The following is a 21,962-nucleotide window of genomic DNA, read 5'->3' as shown; positions in this document are numbered from 1 at the left end:
ATGCGGTACGGAGCGTGCTGCCCGTCGCGATAAGGTCGGTATCTGATCGGTACCTGGTTGGCGCGGCGGATCCGAGGGAGTGGCAGCGTGTCCGGTGGAGAGGTGGCCGGCCTCATCGTGGCCGTCTTCTGGGCGATCCTGGTGTCGTTCCTCGCCGTGGCACTCGTGCGGCTCGCGCAGGCGCTCCGTCAGGCCACCCGCCTCGTCGCGGAGGTGACCGACCAGGCCGTGCCGCTGCTCGGCGAGGCCTCCGAGGCGGTCCGTTCCGCACACGCCCAGCTGGCCCGCGTGGACACCATCACCTCCGACGTCGCCGAGGTGACCGCGAACGCCTCCGCCCTGTCCACGACCGTCGCCTCCACCTTCGGAGGACCCCTCGTGAAGGTCGCGGCCTTCGGCTACGGCGTGCGGCGCGCGGTCACCCTCCAGGCCAAGGGCGCCGGCAAGAAGCGCACCGTGGTCGTCGGCCGGACGCTTCCGTCCGCCCGCAGCCGTAAGTCAAGGGGCTGACCTGCATGTTCCGCCGTGCCTTCTGGTTCACCGCCGGTGCCGCCGCCGGGGTGTGGGCCACCAACAAGGTCCATCGCAAGATCCGCAGCCTGAGCCCTGAGAGCCTCGCGGCGAAGGCGGCCGACAAGGCCCTCGAGGCCGGGGACCGACTGCGCACCTTCGCGCAGGACGTCCGCGCCGGGATGACCGAGCGCGAGGAACAGCTCAACGACCAACTGGGCCGTACGGCCCCCGACCTCGACATGCCGGCCCAGCGGCCGGAGATCGCGTACCACCACCGGAAGGACGAACACTGATGGAGTCGGCAGAAATCCGCCGCCGCTGGCTGCGTTTCTTCGAAGAGCGCGGGCACACGGTCGTGCCGTCGGCGTCGCTCATCGCCGACGACCCCACGCTCCTTCTGGTGCCCGCGGGCATGGTCCCGTTCAAGCCCTACTTCCTGGGTGAGGTCAAGCCGCCCTTCCCGCGCGCCACCAGCGTGCAGAAGTGCGTCCGCACGCCCGACATCGAAGAGGTCGGCAAGACCACCCGCCACGGCACCTTCTTCCAGATGTGCGGCAACTTCTCCTTCGGCGACTACTTCAAGGAAGGCGCCATCAAGTTCGCCTGGGAGCTGCTCACCTCTCCCGTGGCGGACGGCGGTTACGGTCTCGACCCCGAGCGGCTGTGGATCACCGTCTACAAGGACGACGACGAGGCCGAGCAGATCTGGCGCGAGGTCGTGGGCGTGCCCGCCGAGCGCATCCAGCGCCTGGGCATGAAGGACAACTTCTGGTCCATGGGCGTCCCCGGCCCCTGCGGCCCGTGCTCCGAGATCAACTACGACCGCGGCCCCGAGTTCGGCGTCGAGGGCGGCCCGGCCGTCAACGACGAGCGGTACGTGGAGATCTGGAACCTGGTCTTCATGCAGTACGAGCGCGGGGAGGGGACCGGCAAGGAGGAGTTCCCGATCCTCGGCGACCTGCCCGCCCAGAACATCGACACCGGTCTCGGTCTCGAGCGTCTCGCCATGATCCTGCAGGACGTGCAGAACATGTACGAGACCGACACCCTGCGCGCGGTCATCGACAAGGCCACCGAGCTCACCGGCGTCGCCTACGGCGCCGCGCACGACTCCGACGTCTCGCTGCGCGTGGTCGCCGACCACATGCGCACCTCCGTCATGCTGATCGGCGACGGCGTCACCCCCGGCAACGAGGGCCGCGGCTACGTGCTGCGCCGCATCATGCGCCGCGCCATCCGCAACATGCGGCTGCTCGGCGCCACGGACGCCGTCGTCGGCGAACTCGTCGACACCGTCATCAAGACGATGGGCCAGCAGTACCCGGAGCTCGTCGAGGACCGCAAGCGCATCGAGACGGTCGCCCTCGCCGAGGAGACCCGCTTCCTCAAGACGCTGAAGGCCGGCACCAATGTGCTGGACACCGCCGTCACCGAGGCCAAGTCCGCCGGTTCCGGTGTGCTCTCCGGCGACAAGGCCTTCCTGCTCCACGACACCTGGGGCTTCCCGATCGACCTCACCCTCGAAATGGCCGCCGAGCAGGGCCTGTCGGTGGACGAGGACGGCTTCCGCCGCCTGATGAAGGAGCAGCGGGACCGTGCCAAGGCCGACGCCCTGGTGAAGAAGAGCGGCCATGTCGACATGTCGGCGTACCGCTCCATCGCCGACACGGCCGGGAGCACCGTCTTCACCGGGTACACCGACAACGAGGGCGAGGCCAGTGTCGTCGGCCTGCTGGTCGACGGCGTGCCCTCGGCGGCCGCCAACGAGGGCGACGAGGTCGAGGTCATCCTCGACCGCACCCCCTTCTACGCCGAGGGCGGCGGCCAGCTCGCCGACACCGGCCGCATCCGCACCGACTCGGGCGCCGTCATCGAGGTGCGCGACGTGCAGCAGCCCGTGCCCGGCGTCACCGTGCACAAGGGCAGCGTCCAGGTCGGCGAGGTGACCGTCGGCTCCGCCGCGTTCGGAAAGATCGACCTCGGCCGCCGCCGCGCCATCGCCCGCGCCCACAGCGCCACCCACCTCACCCACCAGGCGCTGCGCGACGCGCTCGGCCCCACCGCCGCCCAGGCCGGTTCGGAGAACTCCCCGGGCCGCTTCCGCTTCGACTTCGGCTCGCCGGCCGCCGTGCCGGGCAGTGTGCTGACCGACGTCGAGCAGAAGATCAACGCCGTGCTCTCCCGCGAACTCGACGTCACCGCAGAGATCATGAGCATCGACGAGGCCAAGAAGGCCGGCGCCATCGCCGAGTTCGGCGAGAAGTACGGCGAGCGGGTGCGCGTCGTGACCATCGGCGACTACTCCAAGGAGCTCTGCGGCGGCACGCACGTCCACAACACCGCCCAGCTGGGCCTGGTGAAGCTGCTCGGCGAGTCCTCGATCGGCTCCGGCGTGCGCCGGGTCGAGGCCCTGGTCGGCGTGGACGCGTACAACTTCCTCGCCCGCGAGCACACGGTCGTGGCCCAGCTCCAGCAGCTGGTCAAGGGCCGTCCGGAGGAGCTCCCGGAGAAGATCTCCGGCATGCTCGCCAAGCTCAAGGAGGCGGAGAAGGAGATCGAGCGCTTCCGCGCCGAGAAGGTCCTGCAGGCCGCCGCCGGGCTCGCCGCCTCCGCCCAGGACGTCAAGGGTGTGGCCCTGGTCACCGGCCAGGTGCCGGACGGCACCGGCGCCGACGACCTGCGCAAGCTCGTCCTCGACGTCCGCCAGCGGATCAGCGGAGGCCGCGCCGCCGTCGTGGCCCTGTTCACCGTCGCGGGCGACCGCCCGCTGACCGTCATCGCCACCAACGAGGCGGCCCGTGAGCGCGGCCTGAAGGCCGGCGAGCTGGTCCGCACCGCCGCCAAGACCCTCGGCGGCGGCGGTGGCGGCAAGCCGGACGTCGCCCAGGGCGGCGGCCAGAACGCGGACGCGGTCGGCGAGGCCATCGCCGCCGTGCAGCGCCTCGTCGCCGAGACTGCCTGAGGTCGTCGATGCGCAGGGGTCGCAGGATCGCGATCGACGTCGGGGACGCCCGCATCGGGGTCGCCTCGTGCGACCCCGACGGGCTGATCGCCACACCCGTCGAGACGGTGCCCGGCCGGGACGTCCCGGCCGCGCGCCGTCGCATCGCGCAGATCATCGAGGAGTACGAGCCGATCGAGGTCCTGGTCGGCCTGCCCCGCTCGCTCAGCGGGCGGGAAGGGCCGGCCGCGGCCAAGGCCCGCGAGTTCGCCCAGGATGTGGCGAAGATCATCTCCCCTGTTCCGGTGCGCCTCGTTGACGAGCGGATGACCACCGTCACGGCCACCCAGGGCCTGCGCGCATCGGGCGTCAAGGCCAAGAAGGGACGTTCCGTCGTCGACCAGGCGGCGGCCGTGGTCATCCTCCAGAGCGCCCTCGAGACCGAACGGGTGTCTGGTAAAGAGCCGGGCGAGAGCGTCGAACCGTTTATCTGATCGCGGTACGGTAACGTTCCGCGCAGCACGGCGGCTCCACAGTTCGATCCGTGGGTGCCGACGGGTCGGGACCCTCCCGCCCGCGCCACAAGCGCCGGCCGGCTGCCGCCTCGCGAACCGAACCGTAGGGGATCGATGACTGACTATGGCCGGAGCCCGGGCTCCGAAGCATGGCACCCCGAAGACCCTCTCTTCGGTGACCAATGGGGACAGCAGCAGCACCCGCAGCACCCGCAGCAACACCAGCAGCAACAGCAGCAACAGCAGTATTCCCAGTACCAGCAGCAACATCAGCACCCGCAGAACCAGCAGCAGCACCCTCAGTACCCGCAGCAGGGCGGCTGGGACCCCTACGGCGACACCGGTCAGCAGCAGCAGTACCCGTACGACCCGCAGCAGCAGTACGACTCCTGGGGCGCCCCGGCCGGCTACGGCCAGGACGGGTACGGCGGCCAGCAGCAGCCCGACTACTACGGACAGGGCGGCTACCCGCCCCCGCAGCGGCCCGACCAGCGGTACCCGGAGCAGCAGCCCCAGTACCAGCAGCAGCCTCCGCAACAGCAGCCGCAGCCTCAGCAGCAACCGCAGCAACCGCAGCGGCCGCAGCGCCCCCGGGCGGCCGAGCAGGAAGCCCCGCTCTGGGACGACGAGGTGGGCGCAGCCGACGACCACTCCTTCTTCTCCGGGGCGGACGACGACGAGGACGACGAGCCGCAGCAGGGCCGCAACGACCGGCGCGGCCGCGCGGGCAGGGGCGGCAAGACCGGGCAGGGCGGCAAGAAGCGCCGCTCCGGCATGGCGTGCCTGGTCGTGCTGGTCGTCCTCGGCGGCGGCATCGCCGGTGCCGGCTGGTTCGGCTACCGCTACTACCAGAGCAACTTCGGCCCGCCCCCGGACTTCGCCGGGCAGGGCAGCGGCGAGGTCCAGGTCGAGGTACCGCAGGGCGCGAGCGGCATCCAGATCGGCAACATCCTCAAGAAGGCCGGCGTGGTCAAGAGCGTCGACGCCTTCACCGCGGCCGTCAGCAAGGACCCCGACGGCAACTCCATCCAGGCGGGCGTCTACGTCCTGCACAAGGAGATGGCCGCCTCCAGCGCCGTCACGATGATGCTCGACCCGAAGTCGCAGAACGTCCTGGTCATCGCCGAGGGCCTGCGCGACGTGCAGATCTACGCGATCATCGACGCCAAACTGGGGCTCGACAAGGGCGCCACCGCCAAGGTCGCCGAGGACCAGGTCGGCAAGCTCGGGCTGCCCGACTGGGCCGACGACAACAAGGACATCAAGGATCCGCTGGAGGGCTTCCTCTGGCCGAGCCGCTACAGCGTCGGCAAGGACACCAAGGCCGCCGACCTGCTGCGCAGCATGGTCACCAACGCCAAGAAGCAGTACACCAAGTACGACGTGGAGGCGAAGGCCGAGAAACTGGGGCTGGAGTCACCGCTGCAGGTCGTCACCCTGGCCAGCCTGGTGCAGGCCGAGGGCAAGTCGGACGAGGACTTCCGGAAGATGTCGCGGGTCGTCTACAACCGCCTCAAGCCGACCAACACCGAGACCAACGGCAAGCTCGAGTTCGACTCGACGTACAACTACCTGAAGAACCAGAGCGAGATCAACCTCTCGCTCAAGGAGCTCCGTACCTACGACGACGCCTACAACACGTACTACTACCGGGGGCTCCCGCCGGGGCCGATCGGCAACCCCGGCGCGAAGGCGCTGGCCGCGGCCATGGATCCCGAACCGGGCAAGTGGTACTACTTCATCTCCCTCGACGGGCACACGACCAAGTTCACGGAGACGCTCGCGGAGCACGACAAGCTGGCCAAGGAGTTCGACAAGAAGCACAACGGCTGAGCCGCCGCCGGGGCGCCGCACGGGGAACGTCCCCCGTGCGGCGCCCCTCTGCCGTCCCGAGCGCCGCCCGGACCGGGCGGATCTTGAGGCCCTAGACTCGACCGGGCGTCCCCTCCGCCGGCCGGACGGGGGCGGCCCGGATCGACGGACACCACGCAGCCGAGGGGACCAGCCCATGACGAAGAGCCCGCGGGGGGCCGCGCGTGCCTAGGGCAGCGGTCCTCGGATCGCCGATCACGCACTCCCTCTCCCCGGTGCTGCACCGCGCCGCCTACGCGGAACTGGGGCTGGCCGACTGGACGTACGACCGCTTCGAGGTCGACGAGGCCGCACTGCCCGGCTTCCTGGCCCGGCTGGGCGAACTGCCGGGCGGCGGACGCTGGGCCGGGCTGTCGCTGACCATGCCGCTCAAGCGGGCGGTCATCCCGCTGCTGGACGAGGTCAGCGACACCGCCTCGGCCGTCGAGGCCGTCAACACGCTGGTGCTCACCGAGGACGGACGCCGGCGGGGCGACAACACCGACATCCCCGGGATGGTGGCGGCCCTGCACGAGCGGGGCGTCGGACGTGTCGGCTCCGCCGCCGTGCTCGGCGCCGGGGCCACCGCGTCGTCCGCGCTGGCCGCGCTGGCGCAGATCTGCGACGGCGAGGTCACCGCGTACGTGCGCAGCGACACCCGCGCCGGCGAGATGCGGCAGTGGGGCGAGCGGCTCGGCGTGGCCGTGCGGACGGCCCCCTGGGAGGACGCCGAGCAGGCCCTGACCGCGCCCCTGGTGATCTCCACGACGCCGGCCGGCACCGCCGACGTGCTCGCCGCCGCCGTGCCCGAGCGGCCCGGCACGCTCTTCGACGTGCTGTACGACCCCTGGCCCACCACCTTGGCGTCGGCCTGGGCGGAGCGGGGCGGGGCCGTCGTCGGCGGACTCGACCTGCTGGTGCACCAGGCGGTGCTGCAGGTGGAGCTGATGACCGGGTGCAAGCCGGCCCCCCTGGCGGCCATGCGGGCGGCCGGCGAGGCGGCGCTGCACCGCCCCTGACCGGTCCGCAGGTGTCCACGGCGCTGTCCGCCCAGCGGACCGCGCCCCGCCTTCGCCGCGGGACGTGAAAGGATCGGTTTACGCACGGATGGTCCGGTCCGCCTCGCCGCGGTCCGGGCGATGATGAAGGAGCGAGCACCGTTGAGCAGGTTGCGCTGGCTGACCGCGGGGGAGTCGCACGGCCCCGCACTCGTCGCGACGCTGGAGGGTCTGCCCTCCGGTGTGCCGATCACCACCGAGATGGTGGCGGACCACCTCGCCCGGCGGCGGCTCGGCTACGGCCGCGGTGCCCGGATGAAGTTCGAGCAGGACCAGGTCACCTTCCTCGGCGGCGTGCGCCACGGGCTCACCCTGGGCTCCCCGGTCGCGGTCATGGTGGGGAACACCGAGTGGCCCAAGTGGGAGCAGGTCATGGCGGCCGACCCGGTCGACCCCGAGGTCCTCGGCGGGCTCGCCCGCAACGCCCCGCTGACCCGGCCCCGCCCCGGCCACGCCGACCTCGCCGGCATGCAGAAGTACGGCTTCGACGAGGCCCGGCCGATCCTGGAGCGCGCCTCCGCCCGCGAGACCGCGGCCCGAGTCGCACTCGGCGCCGTGGCCCGCTCCTACCTCAAGGAGACGGCGGGCATCGAGATCGTCTCCCACGTGGTGGAGCTCGCCTCGGCCAAGGCCCCGTACGGTGTGTACCCCACCCCCGCCGACGTCGACAGGCTCGACGCCGACCCCGTGCGCTGCCTGGACGCCGACGCGAGCAAGCGGATGGTCGCCGAGATCGACCAGGCCCACAAGGACGGCGACACGCTCGGCGGCGTCGTCGAGGTGCTCGCCTACGGCGTGCCCGTCGGCCTCGGCAGTCACGTGCACTGGGACCGCCGGCTGGACGCCCGGCTGGCCGCCGCCCTCATGGGCATCCAGGCCATCAAGGGCGTCGAGGTCGGCGACGGCTTCGAGCTCGCCCGCGTCCCCGGCTCCAAGGCGCACGACGAGATCGTCGCCACCCAGGACGGCATCCGCCGCTCCACGGGCCGTTCCGGCGGCACCGAGGGCGGCCTGAGCACCGGCGAGCTGCTGCGGGTGCGGGCCGCGATGAAGCCCATCGCCACCGTGCCGCGTGCCCTGGCCACCGTGGACGTGACCACCGGCGAGGCCACCCAGGCCCACCACCAGCGTTCCGACGTCTGCGCCGTCCCGGCCGCGGGCATCGTCGCCGAGGCGATGGTCGCCCTGGTCCTGGCCGACGCGGTCGCGGAGAAGTTCGGCGGCGACAGCGTCACCGAGACCCGCCGCAACGTGCGCGGCTACCTCGACAACCTGGTGATCCGATGAGCGGCCCGGTCGTCGTCCTGGTCGGCCCGATGGGGGTCGGCAAGAGCACCGTCGGCGAGCTGCTCGCCCTGCGGCTGGGCACGACCTGCCGCGACACCGACGCCGACATCGTCGAGGCCGAGGGCCGGCCGATCGCGGACATCTTCGTCGAGGACGGCGAGGAGCACTTCCGCGCGCTGGAGGCCGGGGCCGTCCGCGTCGCGCTCGCCGAGCACCAGGGCGTGCTCGCGCTCGGCGGCGGCTCGATCCTCGACGAGGAGACCCGCAAGCTGCTCGCCGGGCTGCCCGTGGTCTTCCTCGACATGGACGTCGCCGAAGCGGTCAAGCGCGTCGGCCTCGACACCGCCCGCCCCCTGCTCGCCGTCAACCCGCGGCGGCAGTGGCGCGAGCTGATGGAGGCCCGCCGCCCGCTGTACACCGAGGTCGCCCGCGCCGTGGTCAGCACGGAGGGCCGGACCCCCGAGGACGTCGCGGACGCCGTCCTGGACGCACTGGAGCTGAAGAACGCATGACGGAGCACGCCGCCCACGCCCCCATCCGCATCCAGGTCGGGGGCAGTGCGGGCACCGAGCCGTACGAGGTGCTGGTCGGCCGGCAGCTGCTCGGCGAGCTGCCGGGCCTGATCGGCGACAAGGCGGTGCGGGTCGCCGTCATCCACCCCGAGGCCCTGGAGGCCACCGGCCAGGCGCTGCGCGAGGACCTGGCGGAGCAGGGCTACGAGGCCGTCGCCATCCAGGTGCCCAACGCCGAGGAGGCCAAGACCACCGAGGTCGCGGCGTACTGCTGGCGGGCGCTCGGGCAGTCGGGATTCACCCGTACGGATGTCATCGTCGGCGTCGGCGGCGGTGCCACCACCGACCTCGCCGGGTTCGTCGCGGCGACGTGGCTGCGCGGGGTCCGCTGGGTCGCGGTGCCGACCACCGTGCTCGGGATGGTGGACGCCGCGGTCGGCGGCAAGACCGGCATCAACACCGCCGAGGGCAAGAACCTCGTCGGCGCCTTCCACCCGCCCGCCGGGGTGCTGTGCGACCTCGCGGCGCTGGAGTCGCTGCCGGTCAACGACTACGTCAGCGGCCTCGCCGAGATCATCAAGGCCGGCTTCATCGCCGACCCCGTGATCCTGGACCTGATCGAGCAGGACCCGGCCGCCGCCCGCGGCCCCGACGGCCCGCACACCGCCGAGCTCCTCGAGCGTGCCATCCGCGTCAAGGCCGTGGTGGTCTCCGCGGACCTCAAGGAGTCGGGCCTGCGCGAGATCCTCAACTACGGCCACACCCTCGGCCACGCCATCGAGAAGAACGAGCGCTACAACTGGCGGCACGGCGCGGCCGTCTCCATCGGCATGGTGTTCGCCGCCGAACTCGGCCGCCTGGCCGGCCGTCTGGACGACGCCACCGCCGACCGCCACCGCTCCGTGCTGGAGTCCGTCGGCCTGCCGCTGACCTACCGCGGCGACCAGTGGCCGCGGCTGCTGGAGACGATGAAGGTGGACAAGAAGTCGCGCGCCGACCGGCTGCGCTTCATCGTGCTGGACGGCCTCGCCAAGCCGACCGTCCTGGAGGCCCCCGACCCCGGGGTGCTCCTCGCCGCCTACGCGGAGATCTCCAAGTAGGCCCGCACACGCACGGGACGGCGGATCCCGAACGGCCGGGCACCCCGTGGGCTGCCCGGCCGTTCACACAACTGCGGCCGTTGACGGTACCGTTCGGTCGAACCTGAAAGCTCTTGTACGGACGGAGTGGCCTCGATGCAGCATGCCGTGGGTGCGCCGCTGCCACCGCCGCACGGTGGGCAGCAGGCCGGGCAGCCAGGGCCGCCGCCGCAGCCCCCGGGCACCACCGGCCATTTCCCGATGGCCCAGGGAGCCCCCGTCCAGCACCCGGTCCAGCCGCCCCCGCAGCCCGCGGCCGGCGGCGGCGCGCCGTTCACGGGCTCCACGCACGGCCCCGTCGCGGTCCTGCTGATCGGCGCGGCCGGCGCGGGCAAGACGACCATCGCCCGGCACTGGGCCGACCACCGGGGCGTACCGACCGCCCACATCAGCCTGGACGACGTCCGCGAGTGGGTCCGCTCCGGCTTCGCCGACCCGCAGTCCGGCTGGAACGACCACTCCGAGGCGCAGTACCGCCTCGCCCGCCGCACCTGCGGCTTCGCGGCCCGCAACTTCCTGGCGAACGGCATCTCCTGCATCATCGACGACGCGGTCTTCCCCGACCGCCCGGTCGTCGGCCTCGGCGGCTGGAAGCGGCACGTGGGGCCCGGTCTGCTGCCCGTCGTGCTCCTCCCCGGCCTCGACGTCGTGCTGGCCCGCAACGCCCAGCGCAGCGGCAACCGGCGCCTGTCGGACGAGGAGGTCGCCCGCATCCACGGCCGCATGGCCGGCTGGTACGGCTCGGGCCTGCCCATCATCGACAACTCCCACCTGGACGTCGCCGCGGCCGCCGCCGCGCTCGACGGCGTCGTCACCCGCAGCCTCCAGGGCCCGCCCGCCTGGTAGCCGCCTGGTAGTCACCGCCCGGCGGCTCTCGACAGGCCGACCGGCGGCCCGCGACGTACGCTCGCCACATGTCCGAGGTGCACGCTGCCCGCAGGGAACGTCTCCGGGACCGCTGCGCGGCGGCCGGATCGGCGGCGGCGCTCGTCTCGCGTCCCGCCAACGTCCGCTACCTGACGGGCTGCGCCCCGCCGGGGACCGTGCTGCTCGTGGGGCCGGGTCCCGAGGACGTGCTGGTCCACCACCGTCACCCGTCCGGCGACCTGGCCGAGGGCCGGCTCCCGGACGACGTGCGGGCCGTCGTCCTGTCCGGCCCCGAAGGCGACCCGGCGGTCACCGCCGCCGCGCTGGCCGCGGACCGCAAGGCGGAGGCCCTGGCGGTCGAGGAGCACCACCTCACCGTCGCGCGGCACCGCGCCGTCGGCAGCGCCGCGCCGGGCGTGCGCCTGTCCGACCTCGGCTCGGCCGTGGAGCAGCTCCGCCTGGTCAAGGACGAGCAGGAGATCTCCGCGCTGCGGATCGCCGCCGAGATCGCCGACCAGGCGCTCAGCGAGCTCCTGGAGTCGATCCTGGTGGGCCGCACCGAACGCCACCTCGCCCTGGAGCTGGAGCGCCGCCTCATCGACCACGGGGCCGACGGCCCGGCCTTCCCCACCTGCGTGGGCACCGGCCCCCATTCGGGTGCGGCACGCCACCTGCCCACCGACCGACGGGTCGAGGAGGGCGACTTCCTCACCGTGTGCCTGGGCGCCTGCTACCGCGGCTACCGCTGTGAGGTGGGGCGCACCTTCGTCATCGGCACCTCGCCCGCGGACTGGCAGATCGAGCTGTACGACCTGGTCTTCGCGGCCCAGCGGGCCGGCCGCGAGGCCCTCGCACCCGGCGCCGCCTGCCGCGACGTGGACCACGCCGCACGCCACGTACTGGAGTCCGGGGGCCACGGCGAGGCCCTGGGGGAGTCCACCGGACACGGCGTCGGACTGGAGATCGGCGAGGACCCGCGGTTGTCCCCCTCGGCCATGGGTAAACTGGACGCTTGCGTGCCGGTCACCGTCGAACCGGGAGTCCACATCCCGGGCCGTGGCGGTGTCCGCATCGACGACACACTCGTCGTGCGTCCACCGACGGACGGCGGGCCCGAGCTACTCACCATCACGACCAAGGAGCTGCTCGCCCTGTAGAGGGCGGCCGCGGCTCCGGGTCCCCGAAGCAGCAGTGCAGGAGATTCCGCAACCGTGGCCACCACGAACGACCTCAAGAACGGCCTCGTGCTCAAGCTCGACGGCGGCCAGCTCTGGTCCGTCGTCGAGTTCCAGCACGTCAAGCCCGGCAAGGGCCCCGCCTTCGTCCGTACGAAGCTCAAGAACGTGCTCTCCGGAAAGGTCGTCGACAAGACCTTCAACGCCGGCGTGAAGGTCGAGACGGCCAACGTCGACAAGCGCGGGATGCAGTTCTCCTACAAGGACGGCGAGAGCTTCGTGTTCATGGACATGGACACGTACGACCAGATCTACATCACCCCCGAGGTCGTCGGCGACGCCGCCCACTTCCTCCTGGAGGGCTTCGAGGCCGTCGTCGCCATGTACGAGGGTTCCCCGCTCTACATCGAGCTCCCGGCCGCCGTCGAGCTGGTCATCGAGTACACCGAGCCCGGCGTCCAGGGCGACCGCTCCACCGGCGGCACCAAGCCCGCCAAGCTGGAGACCGGCTACGAGATCGGCGTCCCGCTCTTCATCACCACCGGTGAGAAGATCAAGGTCGACACCCGCTCGGGTGAGTACCTCGGCCGGGTGACCAGCTAACCGTGGCTGCTCGTAACAAGGCCCGCAAGCGCGCCTTCCAGATCCTCTTCGAGGCGGAGCAGCGGGGTGTCAGCCCCAAGACCGCCATGGCGGACTGGATCAGGCTCGCCCGGACCGACGACCGGCAGCCGCCGGTCAGCGAATACACGATGCAGCTCATCGAGGGCTACGCCGAACGGGCGAGGCGCATCGACGAACTGCTGTCGAAGCACGCCGTGGGCTGGACCCTCGACCGGATGCCGGTGACCGACCGGAACATCCTGCGGCTCGGCGCCTACGAGCTGATCTGGGAGGACGACGTCCCCGACGCCGTCGTCCTGGACGAGGCCGTGCAGCTGGCCAAGGAGTTCTCCACCGAGGAGTCGCCCTCGTTCGTGAACGGCCTGTTGGCCCGTCTCAAGGAGCTGAAGCCCAGCCTCCGGGAGGACTAGCCCCCGACACCGCCCACCGGGCCCGGAACGCCGCGCGTTCCGGGCCCGTGGCGTGTTCGGCCGGCGCACGGCGCGCCGTGCCGGGGCGGGCGGCGGGGAGGGCGGCGGGGAGGGCAAACACAACCGCCCCTCGGACGCGGCCTGGCGGCCGCGCCCAAGGGGCGGGACGTTTCTGCTTCCCGAGGGCGTCAGCCCTCCTCGTGCTGCACCGCGCGCCGTGCGTCCGCGTCGAGGACGCCCCAGCTGATCAGCTGCTCGGTCAGGACCGAGGGCGACTGGTCGTAGATGACGGCGAGGGTGCGCAGGTCGTCCTGGCGGATCGACAGCACCTTGCCGTTGTAGTCGCCGCGCTGGCTCTGGATGGTCGCGGCGTAGCGCTGCAGCGGACCGGCCTTGTCGGACGGCACCTGGCTCAGTCGCTCGAGGTCGAGGACGAGCTTCGGCGGCGGCTCGGCGGCACCGCCGGGCGCGGAACCGGGCAGCAGCTCCTGGACCGGAACGCCGTAGAAGTCGGCGAGCTCGGCGAGGCGCTGCACGGTCACGGCGCGGTCGCCGCGCTCGTAGGAACCGACCACCACGGCCTTCCAGCGGCCCTGGGACTTCTCCTCGACACCGTGGAGGGAGAGTCCCTGCTGTGTGCGGATGGCGCGGAGCTTCGCTCCGAGCTGCTTGGCGTAATCGCTGGACATATGGCTCCCCGGACGGAAACTCAGTAACTCACTGTGAGGTTACGCAGCGTAATTGGAATCCGTCAAGCCGAATGGTCCACACCGGTCCCCCGGAAGAGCGAGGAATGGCCGGTCACCGGCCTTTCGGCCGGGATCCGCAGTCGATCGTGGTACGGGTGGCGGACCCGCCCCGAGAGCCGCGCCAGGCGGCCGCCAGGCCCCGCCAGGGAGCACGCCAGGGTGCCTGATACGGTTGACGCGTACGTTTTGGCGTCCTTTAAGGCCCGTCCAGTGAGGCGGGGAAGGAGGTCCCCTTTCCATGACCGTCATCGGTTCCGATCCGGTCCGGCCCGTCCTCGAGGCCCCGGACATCGCGCGGGTGCTGACCCGCATCGCGCACGAGATCGTCGAACGTGCCAAGGGCGCGGACGACGTGGTTCTCCTCGGCATCCCCACCCGCGGCGTCCATCTGGCGCGCAGGCTCGCCGACAAGCTCGACGGCATCACCGGCGGCAAAATCCCGGTCGGCTCGCTCGACATCACCATGTACCGCGACGACCTGCGGCTCGGCCCGGCGCGCGCGCTCGCCCGCACCGAGATCCCGGCCGACGGGGTGGACGGCCGGCTGGTCGTCCTCGTCGACGACGTGCTCTTCTCCGGCCGCACGATCCGCGCCGCCCTCGACGCGCTGGGCGACATCGGCCGCCCCCGCGCCGTGCAGCTGGCCGTCCTGGTCGACCGCGGCCACCGCGAGCTGCCCATCAGGGCCGACTACGTCGGCAAGAACATCCCCACCTCGCTGCGCGAGACCGTCAAGGTCCACCTGACCGAGGAGGACGGGCGCGACTGCGTCCTGCTCGGCGTACGCGACGGCTCCCCGGCGGACGAGTAGCCGCGGGCCCGCCCCGGCTCCCGGGGCAGCGCCCTGCCCGCCCGTCCCCGCCCCGGCCTGCCCGGGAGACGTGGCGTGCCGCCACCCAGTCCGCCCCCGCACGCATCCTCCGGAGTGACCCGATGAAGCGCCACCTGATCTCGGCCGCCGACCTCACCCGTGACGACGCCCTCCTCGTGCTCGACACGGCGGAGGAGATGGCCCGCGTCGCCGACCGCCCCATCAAGAAACTGCCGACCCTGCGCGGCCGTACGGTCGTCAACCTCTTCTTCGAGGACTCGACCCGCACCCGCATCTCCTTCGAGGCCGCCGCCAAGCGCCTGTCGGCCGACGTCATCAACTTCTCCGCCAAGGGCTCCTCGGTGTCCAAGGGCGAGTCCCTGAAGGACACCGCCCTCACCCTGGAGGCCATGGGCGCCGACGCCGTCGTCATCCGCCACCACATGTCCGGCGCCCCGCACCGGCTGGCGTACTCCGACTGGATCGGCGGCAGCGTGGTCAACGCCGGCGACGGCACCCACGAGCACCCCACGCAGGCCCTGCTCGACGCCTTCACCATGCGCCGCCACCTGTCCGGCCCCGGCCGCGACCTGGCGGGACGCCGCATCACCATCGTCGGCGACGTGCTGCACAGCCGGGTGGCCCGCTCCAACGTGCTGCTGCTGGGCACGCTCGGCGCCGAGGTCACCCTGGTGGCGCCGCCCACCCTGCTGCCGATCGGCGTCGAGAACTGGCCCTGCGAGGTCTCCTACGACCTGGACGCGGTGCTCGCCAAGTCCGACGCCGTGATGATGCTGCGCGTCCAGCGCGAGCGCATGAACGCCGCCTTCTTCCCCACCGAGCGCGAGTACTCCCGCCGCTACGGCCTCGACGGCCTGCGCATGGCCGCGCTGCCCGAGCACGCCGTCGTCATGCACCCCGGCCCGATGAACCGCGGCATGGAGATCACCGCCGAGGTCGCCGACTCGCCGCGCTGCACCGCGGTCGAGCAGGTGAAGAACGGCGTCAGCATCCGCATGGCCGTCCTGTACCTGCTGCTCGGCGGCGCCGAGCCCGCCGTCTCCGCCCCTGCCCCCGCCCGCACCGAGGAGAACAACCAAGCATGAGCGCGACCCCGAAGACGCTGATCCGCGGCGCGAGGATCCTCGGCGGAGAGCCGCAGGACGTCCTGATCGACGGCGAGACCATCGCCGAGGTCGGCCCGGACCTGACCGCCCCCGAGGGCGCCACGGTGGTCGAGGCCGGGGGCAAGGTCCTCCTGCCGGGCCTGGTCGACCTCCACACGCACCTGCGCGAGCCCGGTCGTGAGGACTCCGAGACCGTCCTCACCGGCACGCGGTCGGCCGCCGCGGGCGGCTACACCGCCGTCCACGCGATGGCCAACACCTTCCCCGTCGCCGACACCGCCGGCGTCGTCGAGCAGGTCTGGCGCCTCGGCCGCGAGCACGGCTACTGCGACGTCCAGCCGGTCGGCGCCGTCACCGTGGGCCTGGAGGGCAAGAAGCTCGCCGAGCTCGGCGCGATGGCCGACTCCGCCGCCGGTGTGCGGGTCTTCTCCGACGACGGCAAGTGCGTCGACGACGCCGTGATGATGCGCCGCGCCCTGGAGTACGTGAAGGCCTTCGACGGCGTCGTCGCCCAGCACGCCCAGGAGCCCCGGCTGACCGAGGGCGCCCAGATGAACGAGGGCCTCGTCTCCGGCGAGCTGGGCCTGACCGGCTGGCCGGCCGTCGCCGAGGAGTCGATCATCGCCCGTGACGTGCTGCTCGCCGCGCACGTCGGCTCCCGCGTGCACATCTGCCACCTGTCCACGGCCGGCTCGGTCGAGATCGTCCGCTGGGCCAAGTCCAAGGGCTGGGACGTCACCGCCGAGGTCACCCCGCACCACCTGCTCCTCACCGACGAGCTGGTGCGCACCTACAACCCGGTCTACAAGGTCAACCCGCCGCTGCGCACCGAGGCCGACGTCATGGCGCTGCGCGAGGCGCTCGCCGACGGCACGATCGACTGCGTCGCCACCGACCACGCCCCGCACCCGCACGAGGACAAGGACTGCGAGTGGGGCGCGGCGGCCATGGGCATGATCGGCCTGGAGACCGCGCTGTCGGTCGTCCAGCACGCCATGGTGGACACGGGCCTGCTCGACTGGGCCGGCGTCGCCGACCGGATGTCGTTCCGTCCCGCGGAGATCGGCCGGCTCCCCGGCCACGGACGGCCCGTCTCGGCTGGTGAGCCCGCGAACCTCACCCTGGTCGATCCGGCATACCGTGGTGTGGTGAATCCCGCGGGCTTCGCCTCCCGCAGCCGCAACACCCCGTACGAGGGTCTGGAGCTGCCGGGCCAGGTGTTCGCCACCTTCCTGCGGGGCAAGGCGACGGTCATGGACGGGAAGCTCTCGTGACACCTCTGGTACTCATCGCGGCGGAGGGGAAGCACTCCGCCGAGGTCACCGACTGGTCGGCCCGCATCGGCTGGGTCGTCGGGCTGCTGCTGTTCATCGCCCTCGTCTACTGGCTGATGCGCCAGGGCTGGAAGTGGCGCGGCACCCTCCAGAGCGACCTGCCCGCCCTGCCCACCGCCCCCGAGGAGCCCGGCGAGCCCCGGCTCACCCTGCTGACGACGAGTGGCCGCTACCACGGCAGCACCACCGCCGGGCAGTGGCTGGACCGCATCGTCGCCCACGGGCTGGGCGTGCGCAGCCGGGTCGAGCTCACCCTCACCGACCGGGGGCTGGACGTCCGGCGCACCGGCGCACCGAGCTTCTTCGTCCCGGCCGCGGACCTGCGCGGCGCACGCCTCGACAAGGGCATCGCCGGCAAGGTCCTCACCGAGGGCGGCCTGCTGGTGGTCACCTGGGCGCACGGCGACCGGCTGATCGACTCCGGCTTCCGCTCGGACCACGCCGCCGGGCACGCCGCGTGGGTCGAGGCCCTGAACACTCTCACGCACGACCAGGAAGGCGCACGATGACGACCTCCACCCAGCGGCCCGCGAGGGTCCCTGCCGTACTCGTCCTGGAGGACGGCCGCACCTTCCGCGGCCGCGCCTACGGGGCCGTGGGGGAGACCTTCGGCGAGGCCGTCTTCTCCACCGGCATGACCGGCTACCAGGAGACCCTGACGGACCCGTCGTACCACCGCCAGGTCGTCGTCATGACCGCCCCGCACGTCGGCAACACCGGCGTCAACGACGAGGACCCGGAGTCCTCCCGCATCTGGGTGGCCGGTTACGTCGTCCGCGACCCCGCCCGCGTACCGTCCAACTGGCGTTCCCGTCGCACCCTGGACGAGGAACTGACCCGCCAGGGCGTCGTCGGCATCAGCGGCATCGACACCCGGGCGCTGACCCGGCACCTGCGCGAGCGCGGCGCGATGCGCGTCGGCATCTTCTCCGGCGACAAGGCGCGGACCGACGAGGCCGCGCTCCTGGCCGCGGTCCAGGCCAGCCCCCAGATGAAGGGCGCCGACCTGTCGGCCGAGGTCGCCACCAAGGAGCCGTACGTCGTCCCGGCGGTCGGCGAGAAGAAGTTCACCGTCGCCGCGATCGACCTCGGCATCAAGGGGATGACCCCGCAGCGCATGGCCGAACGCGGCATCGAGGTGCACGTGCTGCCCGCCGGCGCCACCCTGGACGAGGTCTACGCGGTCAGCCCCGACGGCGTGTTCCTCTCCAACGGCCCCGGCGACCCGGCCACCGCCGACCTGACCGTCATCCAGGGCGTCCTGGAGCGCAAGACCCCGCTGTTCGGCATCTGCTTCGGCAACCAGCTGCTCGGCCGCGCCGTCGGTTTCGGCACCTACAAGCTGAAGTACGGCCACCGCGGCATCAACCAGCCGGTGCAGGACCGTTCCACCGGCAAGGTCGAGGTCACCGCCCACAACCACGGCTTCGCCGTGGACGCGCCGCTCGACCAGGTCAGCGACACCCCGTACGGGCGGGTCGAGGTCTCCCACGTGTGCCTCAACGACGACGTGGTCGAGGGCCTGCGGCTGCTCGACACCCCCGCCTTCAGCGTCCAGTACCACCCCGAGGCCGCCGCGGGTCCGCACGACGCCGCGTACCTGTTCGACCGCTTCGTGAAGCTCATGGAGGGCCAGCGTGCCTAAGCGCACCGATATCCAGTCCGTCCTGGTCATCGGCTCCGGCCCGATCGTCATCGGCCAGGCCGCAGAGTTCGACTACTCCGGCACCCAGGCCTGCCGCGTCCTGCGCGCCGAGGGCCTGCGCGTGATCCTGGTCAACTCCAACCCGGCCACGATCATGACCGACCCGGAGATCGCCGACGCCACCTACGTCGAGCCGATCACCCCCGAGTTCGTCGAGAAGATCATCGCCAAGGAGCGCCCGGACGCGCTCCTGCCCACCCTGGGCGGCCAGACCGCGCTCAACACCGCGATCTCGCTCCACAAGGCGGGCGTCCTCGACAAGTACGGGGTCGAGCTGATCGGCGCCAACGTCGAAGCCATCAACAAGGGCGAGGACCGCGACCTGTTCAAGGACGTCGTCGAGGCCGTCCGCGCCAAGATCGGCCACGGCGAGTCCGCCCGCTCGGTCATCTGCCACACCATGGACGACGTCCTCGCCGGCGTCGACACCCTCGGCGGCTACCCCGTCGTCGTCCGCCCCTCCTTCACCATGGGCGGCGCCGGCTCCGGCTTCGCCCACGACGAGGAGGAGCTGCGCCGCATCGCCGGCCAGGGCCTGACGCTCTCCCCGACCACCGAGGTGCTCCTGGAGGAGTCCATCCTCGGCTGGAAGGAGTACGAGCTGGAGCTGATGCGCGACAAGCACGACAACGTCGTGGTCGTCTGCTCCATCGAGAACTTCGACCCCATGGGCGTGCACACCGGTGACTCCATCACCGTCGCGCCCGCGATGACGCTGACCGACCGCGAGTACCAGATCCTGCGTGACGTCGGCATCGCCGTCATCCGCGAGGTCGGCGTCGACACCGGCGGCTGCAACATCCAGTTCGCCGTCAACCCCGAGGACGGCCGGGTCATCGTCATCGAGATGAACCCGCGGGTCTCCCGCTCCTCGGCGCTCGCCTCCAAGGCGACCGGCTTCCCGATCGCCAAGATCGCCGCCAAGCTCGCCGTCGGCTACACCCTCGACGAGATCCCCAACGACATCACCGAGCAGACCCCGGCCTCCTTCGAGCCGACGCTCGACTACGTCGTCGTCAAGGTGCCGCGCTTCGCCTTCGAGAAGTTCCCCGCCGCCGACGCCACCCTCACCACCACCATGAAGTCGGTCGGCGAGGCCATGGCCATCGGCCGCAACTTCCCCGAGGCGCTGCAGAAGGCGCTGCGCTCCCTGGAGAAGAAGGGCAGCCAGTTCGCCTTCACCGGCGACCCGGGCGACAAGGGCGAGTTGCTGCTCGCCGCCCGGCGCCCCACCGACGGCCGGATCAACACCGTCATGCAGGCGATCCGGGCCGGCGCCACCCCGCAGGAGGTCTTCGACGCCACGAAGATCGACCCCTGGTTCGTGGACCAGCTCTTCCTGATCAAGGAGATCGCCGACGAGCTCGCGGCCGCCGACAAGCTCGACCCCGAGTTGCTCGCCGAGGCCAAGCGGTACGGCTTCTCCGACGCCCAGCTCGCCGCGGTCCGCGGCCTGCGCGAGGACGTCGTCCGCGAGGTCCGCCACGCGCTGGGCGTCCGGCCGGTCTACAAGACGGTCGACACCTGCGCCGCCGAGTTCGCCGCCCGCACCCCGTACTTCTACTCGTCCTACGACGAGGAGAGCGAGGTCGCGCCGCGCGAGAAGCCCGCGGTGATCATCCTGGGGTCCGGTCCCAACCGCATCGGCCAGGGCATCGAGTTCGACTACTCATGCGTCCACGCCTCCTTCGCGCTGAGCGACGCGGGCTACGAGACTGTCATGGTCAACTGCAACCCCGAGACCGTCTCCACCGACTACGACACCTCCGACCGGCTCTACTTCGAGCCGCTCACCCTGGAGGACGTCCTGGAGATCGTCCACGCCGAGCAGCAGGCCGGCCCCGTCGCGGGCGTCATCGTCCAGCTCGGCGGCCAGACCCCGCTCGGCCTGGCCCAGGCTCTGAAGGACAACGGCGTGCCGGTCGTCGGCACCTCGCCCGAGGCCATCCACCTCGCCGAGGACCGCGGCGCCTTCGGCCGCGTCCTGGACCGGGCGGGCCTGCCCGCCCCCAAGCACGGCACCGCCACCACCTTCGAGGAGGCCAAGGCCATCGCCGACGAGATCGGCTACCCGGTCCTGGTGCGGCCCTCGTACGTGCTCGGCGGCCGCGGCATGGAGATCGTCTACGACGAGACCCGCCTCGCCGCGTACATCGCCGAGTCCACCGAGATCGGCCCGGACCGCCCGGTGCTGGTCGACCGCTTCCTCGACGACGCCATCGAGATCGACGTCGACGCGCTCTACGACGGCCACGAGCTCTACCTCGGCGGCGTCATGGAGCACATCGAGGAGGCCGGCATCCACTCCGGCGACTCCGCGTGCGCCCTGCCCCCGATCACCCTCGGCGGCCACGACGTCAAGCGGCTGCGCGCCTCCACCGAGGCCATCGCCAAGGGCGTCGGCGTCCAGGGCCTGATCAACATCCAGTTCGCCCTGGCCGGGGACATCCTCTACGTGCTGGAGGCCAACCCGCGCGCCTCCCGCACCGTGCCCTTCACCTCCAAGGCGACGGCGGTCCCGCTGGCCAAGGCGGCCGCCCGCATCTCGCTCGGCGCCACCATCGCCGAGCTGCGCGCCGAGGGCCTCCTCCCGGCCCACGGCGACGGCGGCACCCTGCCGCTGGACGCGCCGATCTCCGTCAAGGAGGCCGTGCTGCCCTGGAGCCGCTTCCGCGACGTGCACGGCCGGGGCGTCGACACCATCCTCGGCCCGGAGATGCGCTCCACCGGCGAGGTCATGGGCATCGACTCGGTCTTCGGCACGGCGTACGCCAAGTCGCAGGCCGCCGCCTACGGCGCGCTGCCGACCAAGGGCCGCGCCTTCGTCTCGGTCGCCAACCGCGACAAGCGCGCGCTGATCTTCCCGGCCCGGGCGCTGGTCGAGCACGGCTTCGAGTTGCTGGCCACCTCCGGCACCGCCGAGGTGCTCAAGCGCAACGGCATCGAGGCCACCGTGGTGCGCAAGAAGAGCGAGGGCACCGGCCCCAACGGCGAGCCGACCATCATCGAGCTCATCCACGAGGGCGCCATCGACCTCATCGTCAACACCCCGTTCGGCACCGGCGGCCGCCTCGACGGCTACGACATCCGCACCGCCGCCGTCGCCCGCGGCGTCCCGTGCCTGACGACGGTGCAGGCGCTCGCCGCCGCCGTCCAGGGCGTCGACGCGCTCAACCGGGGCGACGTCGGGGTCCGCTCCCTGCAGGAACACGCGGAACACCTGACCGCCGCCCGCGAGGCGTAGGCCCGGGAGGGGGACACCGGTCCGGTGTCCCCCTCTCCACGAGCCCCCGCGCCCCGCCCCCGTGGCCCGCGGCACGGGGTACCCCCAGCCCGCCGTGGAA

20 protein-coding genes are annotated in these 21,962 nt (G+C 71.9%); 19 read left to right on the top strand and 1 reads right to left on the bottom strand.

What is annotated here, in order from left to right; all coding sequences use genetic code 11:
- The first annotated feature begins 87 nt into the window (after positions 1–87).
- From AC1VWI_RS10955 to nusB, 13 genes are all read left to right on the top strand, one after another.
- Positions 88–510 (top strand): DUF948 domain-containing protein, encoded by a 423-nt coding sequence (locus AC1VWI_RS10955; protein WP_499510785.1) that lies wholly within the window; start codon positions 88–90, stop codon positions 508–510.
- Between the two features lie 5 nt (positions 511–515).
- The gene (locus AC1VWI_RS10950; protein WP_499510784.1) at positions 516–806 is read left to right on the top strand and encodes a DUF6167 family protein; all 291 of its coding nucleotides are present in this window, start codon (positions 516–518) and stop codon (positions 804–806) included.
- Positions 806–3,475: an alanine--tRNA ligase gene (gene alaS, locus AC1VWI_RS10945; RefSeq protein WP_499510783.1), complete on the top strand. Its 2,670-nt coding sequence runs from the start codon at positions 806–808 to the stop codon at positions 3,473–3,475. Before AC1VWI_RS10950 ends, alaS begins: the two co-directional genes overlap by 1 nt.
- A gap of 8 nt (positions 3,476–3,483) precedes the next feature.
- The gene (ruvX, locus tag AC1VWI_RS10940) at positions 3,484–3,948 is read left to right on the top strand and encodes a Holliday junction resolvase RuvX (RefSeq protein ID WP_499510782.1); all 465 of its coding nucleotides are present in this window, start codon (positions 3,484–3,486) and stop codon (positions 3,946–3,948) included.
- A 135-nt stretch (positions 3,949–4,083) separates the two neighbouring features.
- A complete protein-coding gene (gene mltG / locus AC1VWI_RS10935; RefSeq protein WP_499510781.1) occupies positions 4,084–5,802 on the top strand; it encodes an endolytic transglycosylase MltG in 1,719 nt (572 codons plus the stop codon).
- A gap of 203 nt (positions 5,803–6,005) precedes the next feature.
- The gene (locus tag AC1VWI_RS10930; RefSeq protein WP_499510780.1) at positions 6,006–6,839 is read left to right on the top strand and encodes a shikimate dehydrogenase; all 834 of its coding nucleotides are present in this window, start codon (positions 6,006–6,008) and stop codon (positions 6,837–6,839) included.
- A gap of 141 nt (positions 6,840–6,980) precedes the next feature.
- A complete protein-coding gene (aroC, locus tag AC1VWI_RS10925; RefSeq protein ID WP_499510779.1) occupies positions 6,981–8,165 on the top strand; it encodes a chorismate synthase in 1,185 nt (394 codons plus the stop codon).
- Complete coding sequence (locus AC1VWI_RS10920; RefSeq protein WP_499510778.1) at positions 8,162–8,677, top strand: shikimate kinase; 516 nt, start codon at positions 8,162–8,164, stop codon at positions 8,675–8,677. Before aroC ends, AC1VWI_RS10920 begins: the two co-directional genes overlap by 4 nt.
- Positions 8,674–9,777, top strand: coding sequence for a 3-dehydroquinate synthase (gene aroB, locus AC1VWI_RS10915; protein WP_499510777.1), 1,104 nt, complete (start codon positions 8,674–8,676; stop codon positions 9,775–9,777). Before AC1VWI_RS10920 ends, aroB begins: the two co-directional genes overlap by 4 nt.
- A 135-nt stretch (positions 9,778–9,912) precedes the next feature.
- Positions 9,913–10,662: an AAA family ATPase gene (locus AC1VWI_RS10910; RefSeq protein ID WP_499510776.1), complete on the top strand. Its 750-nt coding sequence runs from the start codon at positions 9,913–9,915 to the stop codon at positions 10,660–10,662.
- Between the two features lie 68 nt (positions 10,663–10,730).
- On the top strand, positions 10,731–11,840 hold the full coding sequence (locus AC1VWI_RS10905) for a M24 family metallopeptidase (protein WP_499510775.1): 1,110 nt from the start codon (positions 10,731–10,733) through the stop codon (positions 11,838–11,840).
- A gap of 54 nt (positions 11,841–11,894) precedes the next feature.
- Positions 11,895–12,461, top strand: coding sequence for an elongation factor P (efp, locus tag AC1VWI_RS10900; protein ID WP_499510774.1), 567 nt, complete (start codon positions 11,895–11,897; stop codon positions 12,459–12,461).
- A 2-nt stretch (positions 12,462–12,463) separates the two neighbouring features.
- Positions 12,464–12,892 carry a transcription antitermination factor NusB gene (gene nusB / locus AC1VWI_RS10895; RefSeq protein ID WP_499510773.1) on the top strand — a complete coding sequence of 143 codons (429 nt, stop codon included), beginning with the start codon at positions 12,464–12,466 and terminating at the stop codon, positions 12,890–12,892.
- 188 nt (positions 12,893–13,080) lie between these two features.
- Here nusB and bldD read toward each other — a convergent pair whose 3' ends face one another.
- Complete coding sequence (bldD, locus tag AC1VWI_RS10890) at positions 13,081–13,581, bottom strand: transcriptional regulator BldD (protein WP_018564185.1); 501 nt, start codon at positions 13,579–13,581, stop codon at positions 13,081–13,083.
- A 298-nt stretch (positions 13,582–13,879) separates the two neighbouring features.
- Between bldD and pyrR the strand changes: the two genes are divergently transcribed.
- From pyrR to carB, 6 genes are all read left to right on the top strand, one after another.
- On the top strand, positions 13,880–14,452 hold the full coding sequence (gene pyrR / locus AC1VWI_RS10885) for a bifunctional pyr operon transcriptional regulator/uracil phosphoribosyltransferase PyrR (RefSeq protein ID WP_499510772.1): 573 nt from the start codon (positions 13,880–13,882) through the stop codon (positions 14,450–14,452).
- 122 nt (positions 14,453–14,574) lie between these two features.
- The gene (locus tag AC1VWI_RS10880; protein ID WP_499510771.1) at positions 14,575–15,558 is read left to right on the top strand and encodes an aspartate carbamoyltransferase catalytic subunit; all 984 of its coding nucleotides are present in this window, start codon (positions 14,575–14,577) and stop codon (positions 15,556–15,558) included.
- The gene (locus tag AC1VWI_RS10875) at positions 15,555–16,853 is read left to right on the top strand and encodes a dihydroorotase (protein WP_499510770.1); all 1,299 of its coding nucleotides are present in this window, start codon (positions 15,555–15,557) and stop codon (positions 16,851–16,853) included. Before AC1VWI_RS10880 ends, AC1VWI_RS10875 begins: the two co-directional genes overlap by 4 nt.
- A complete protein-coding gene (locus tag AC1VWI_RS10870) occupies positions 16,850–17,422 on the top strand; it encodes a PH-like domain-containing protein (RefSeq protein ID WP_499510769.1) in 573 nt (190 codons plus the stop codon). Before AC1VWI_RS10875 ends, AC1VWI_RS10870 begins: the two co-directional genes overlap by 4 nt.
- Positions 17,419–18,558, top strand: a complete 1,140-nt coding sequence (gene carA / locus AC1VWI_RS10865; RefSeq protein WP_499510768.1) for a glutamine-hydrolyzing carbamoyl-phosphate synthase small subunit — start codon at positions 17,419–17,421, stop codon at positions 18,556–18,558. The genes AC1VWI_RS10870 and carA overlap by 4 nt, the downstream gene beginning before the upstream one ends.
- Positions 18,551–21,862 carry a carbamoyl-phosphate synthase large subunit gene (carB, locus tag AC1VWI_RS10860; protein WP_499510767.1) on the top strand — a complete coding sequence of 1,104 codons (3,312 nt, stop codon included), beginning with the start codon at positions 18,551–18,553 and terminating at the stop codon, positions 21,860–21,862. Before carA ends, carB begins: the two co-directional genes overlap by 8 nt.
- Positions 21,863–21,962 lie beyond the last annotated feature (100 nt).

This window comes from Streptomyces sp. TOM-9, from assembly GCF_056858595.1.
This window is presented reverse-complemented; position numbering and strand designations above follow the sequence as displayed.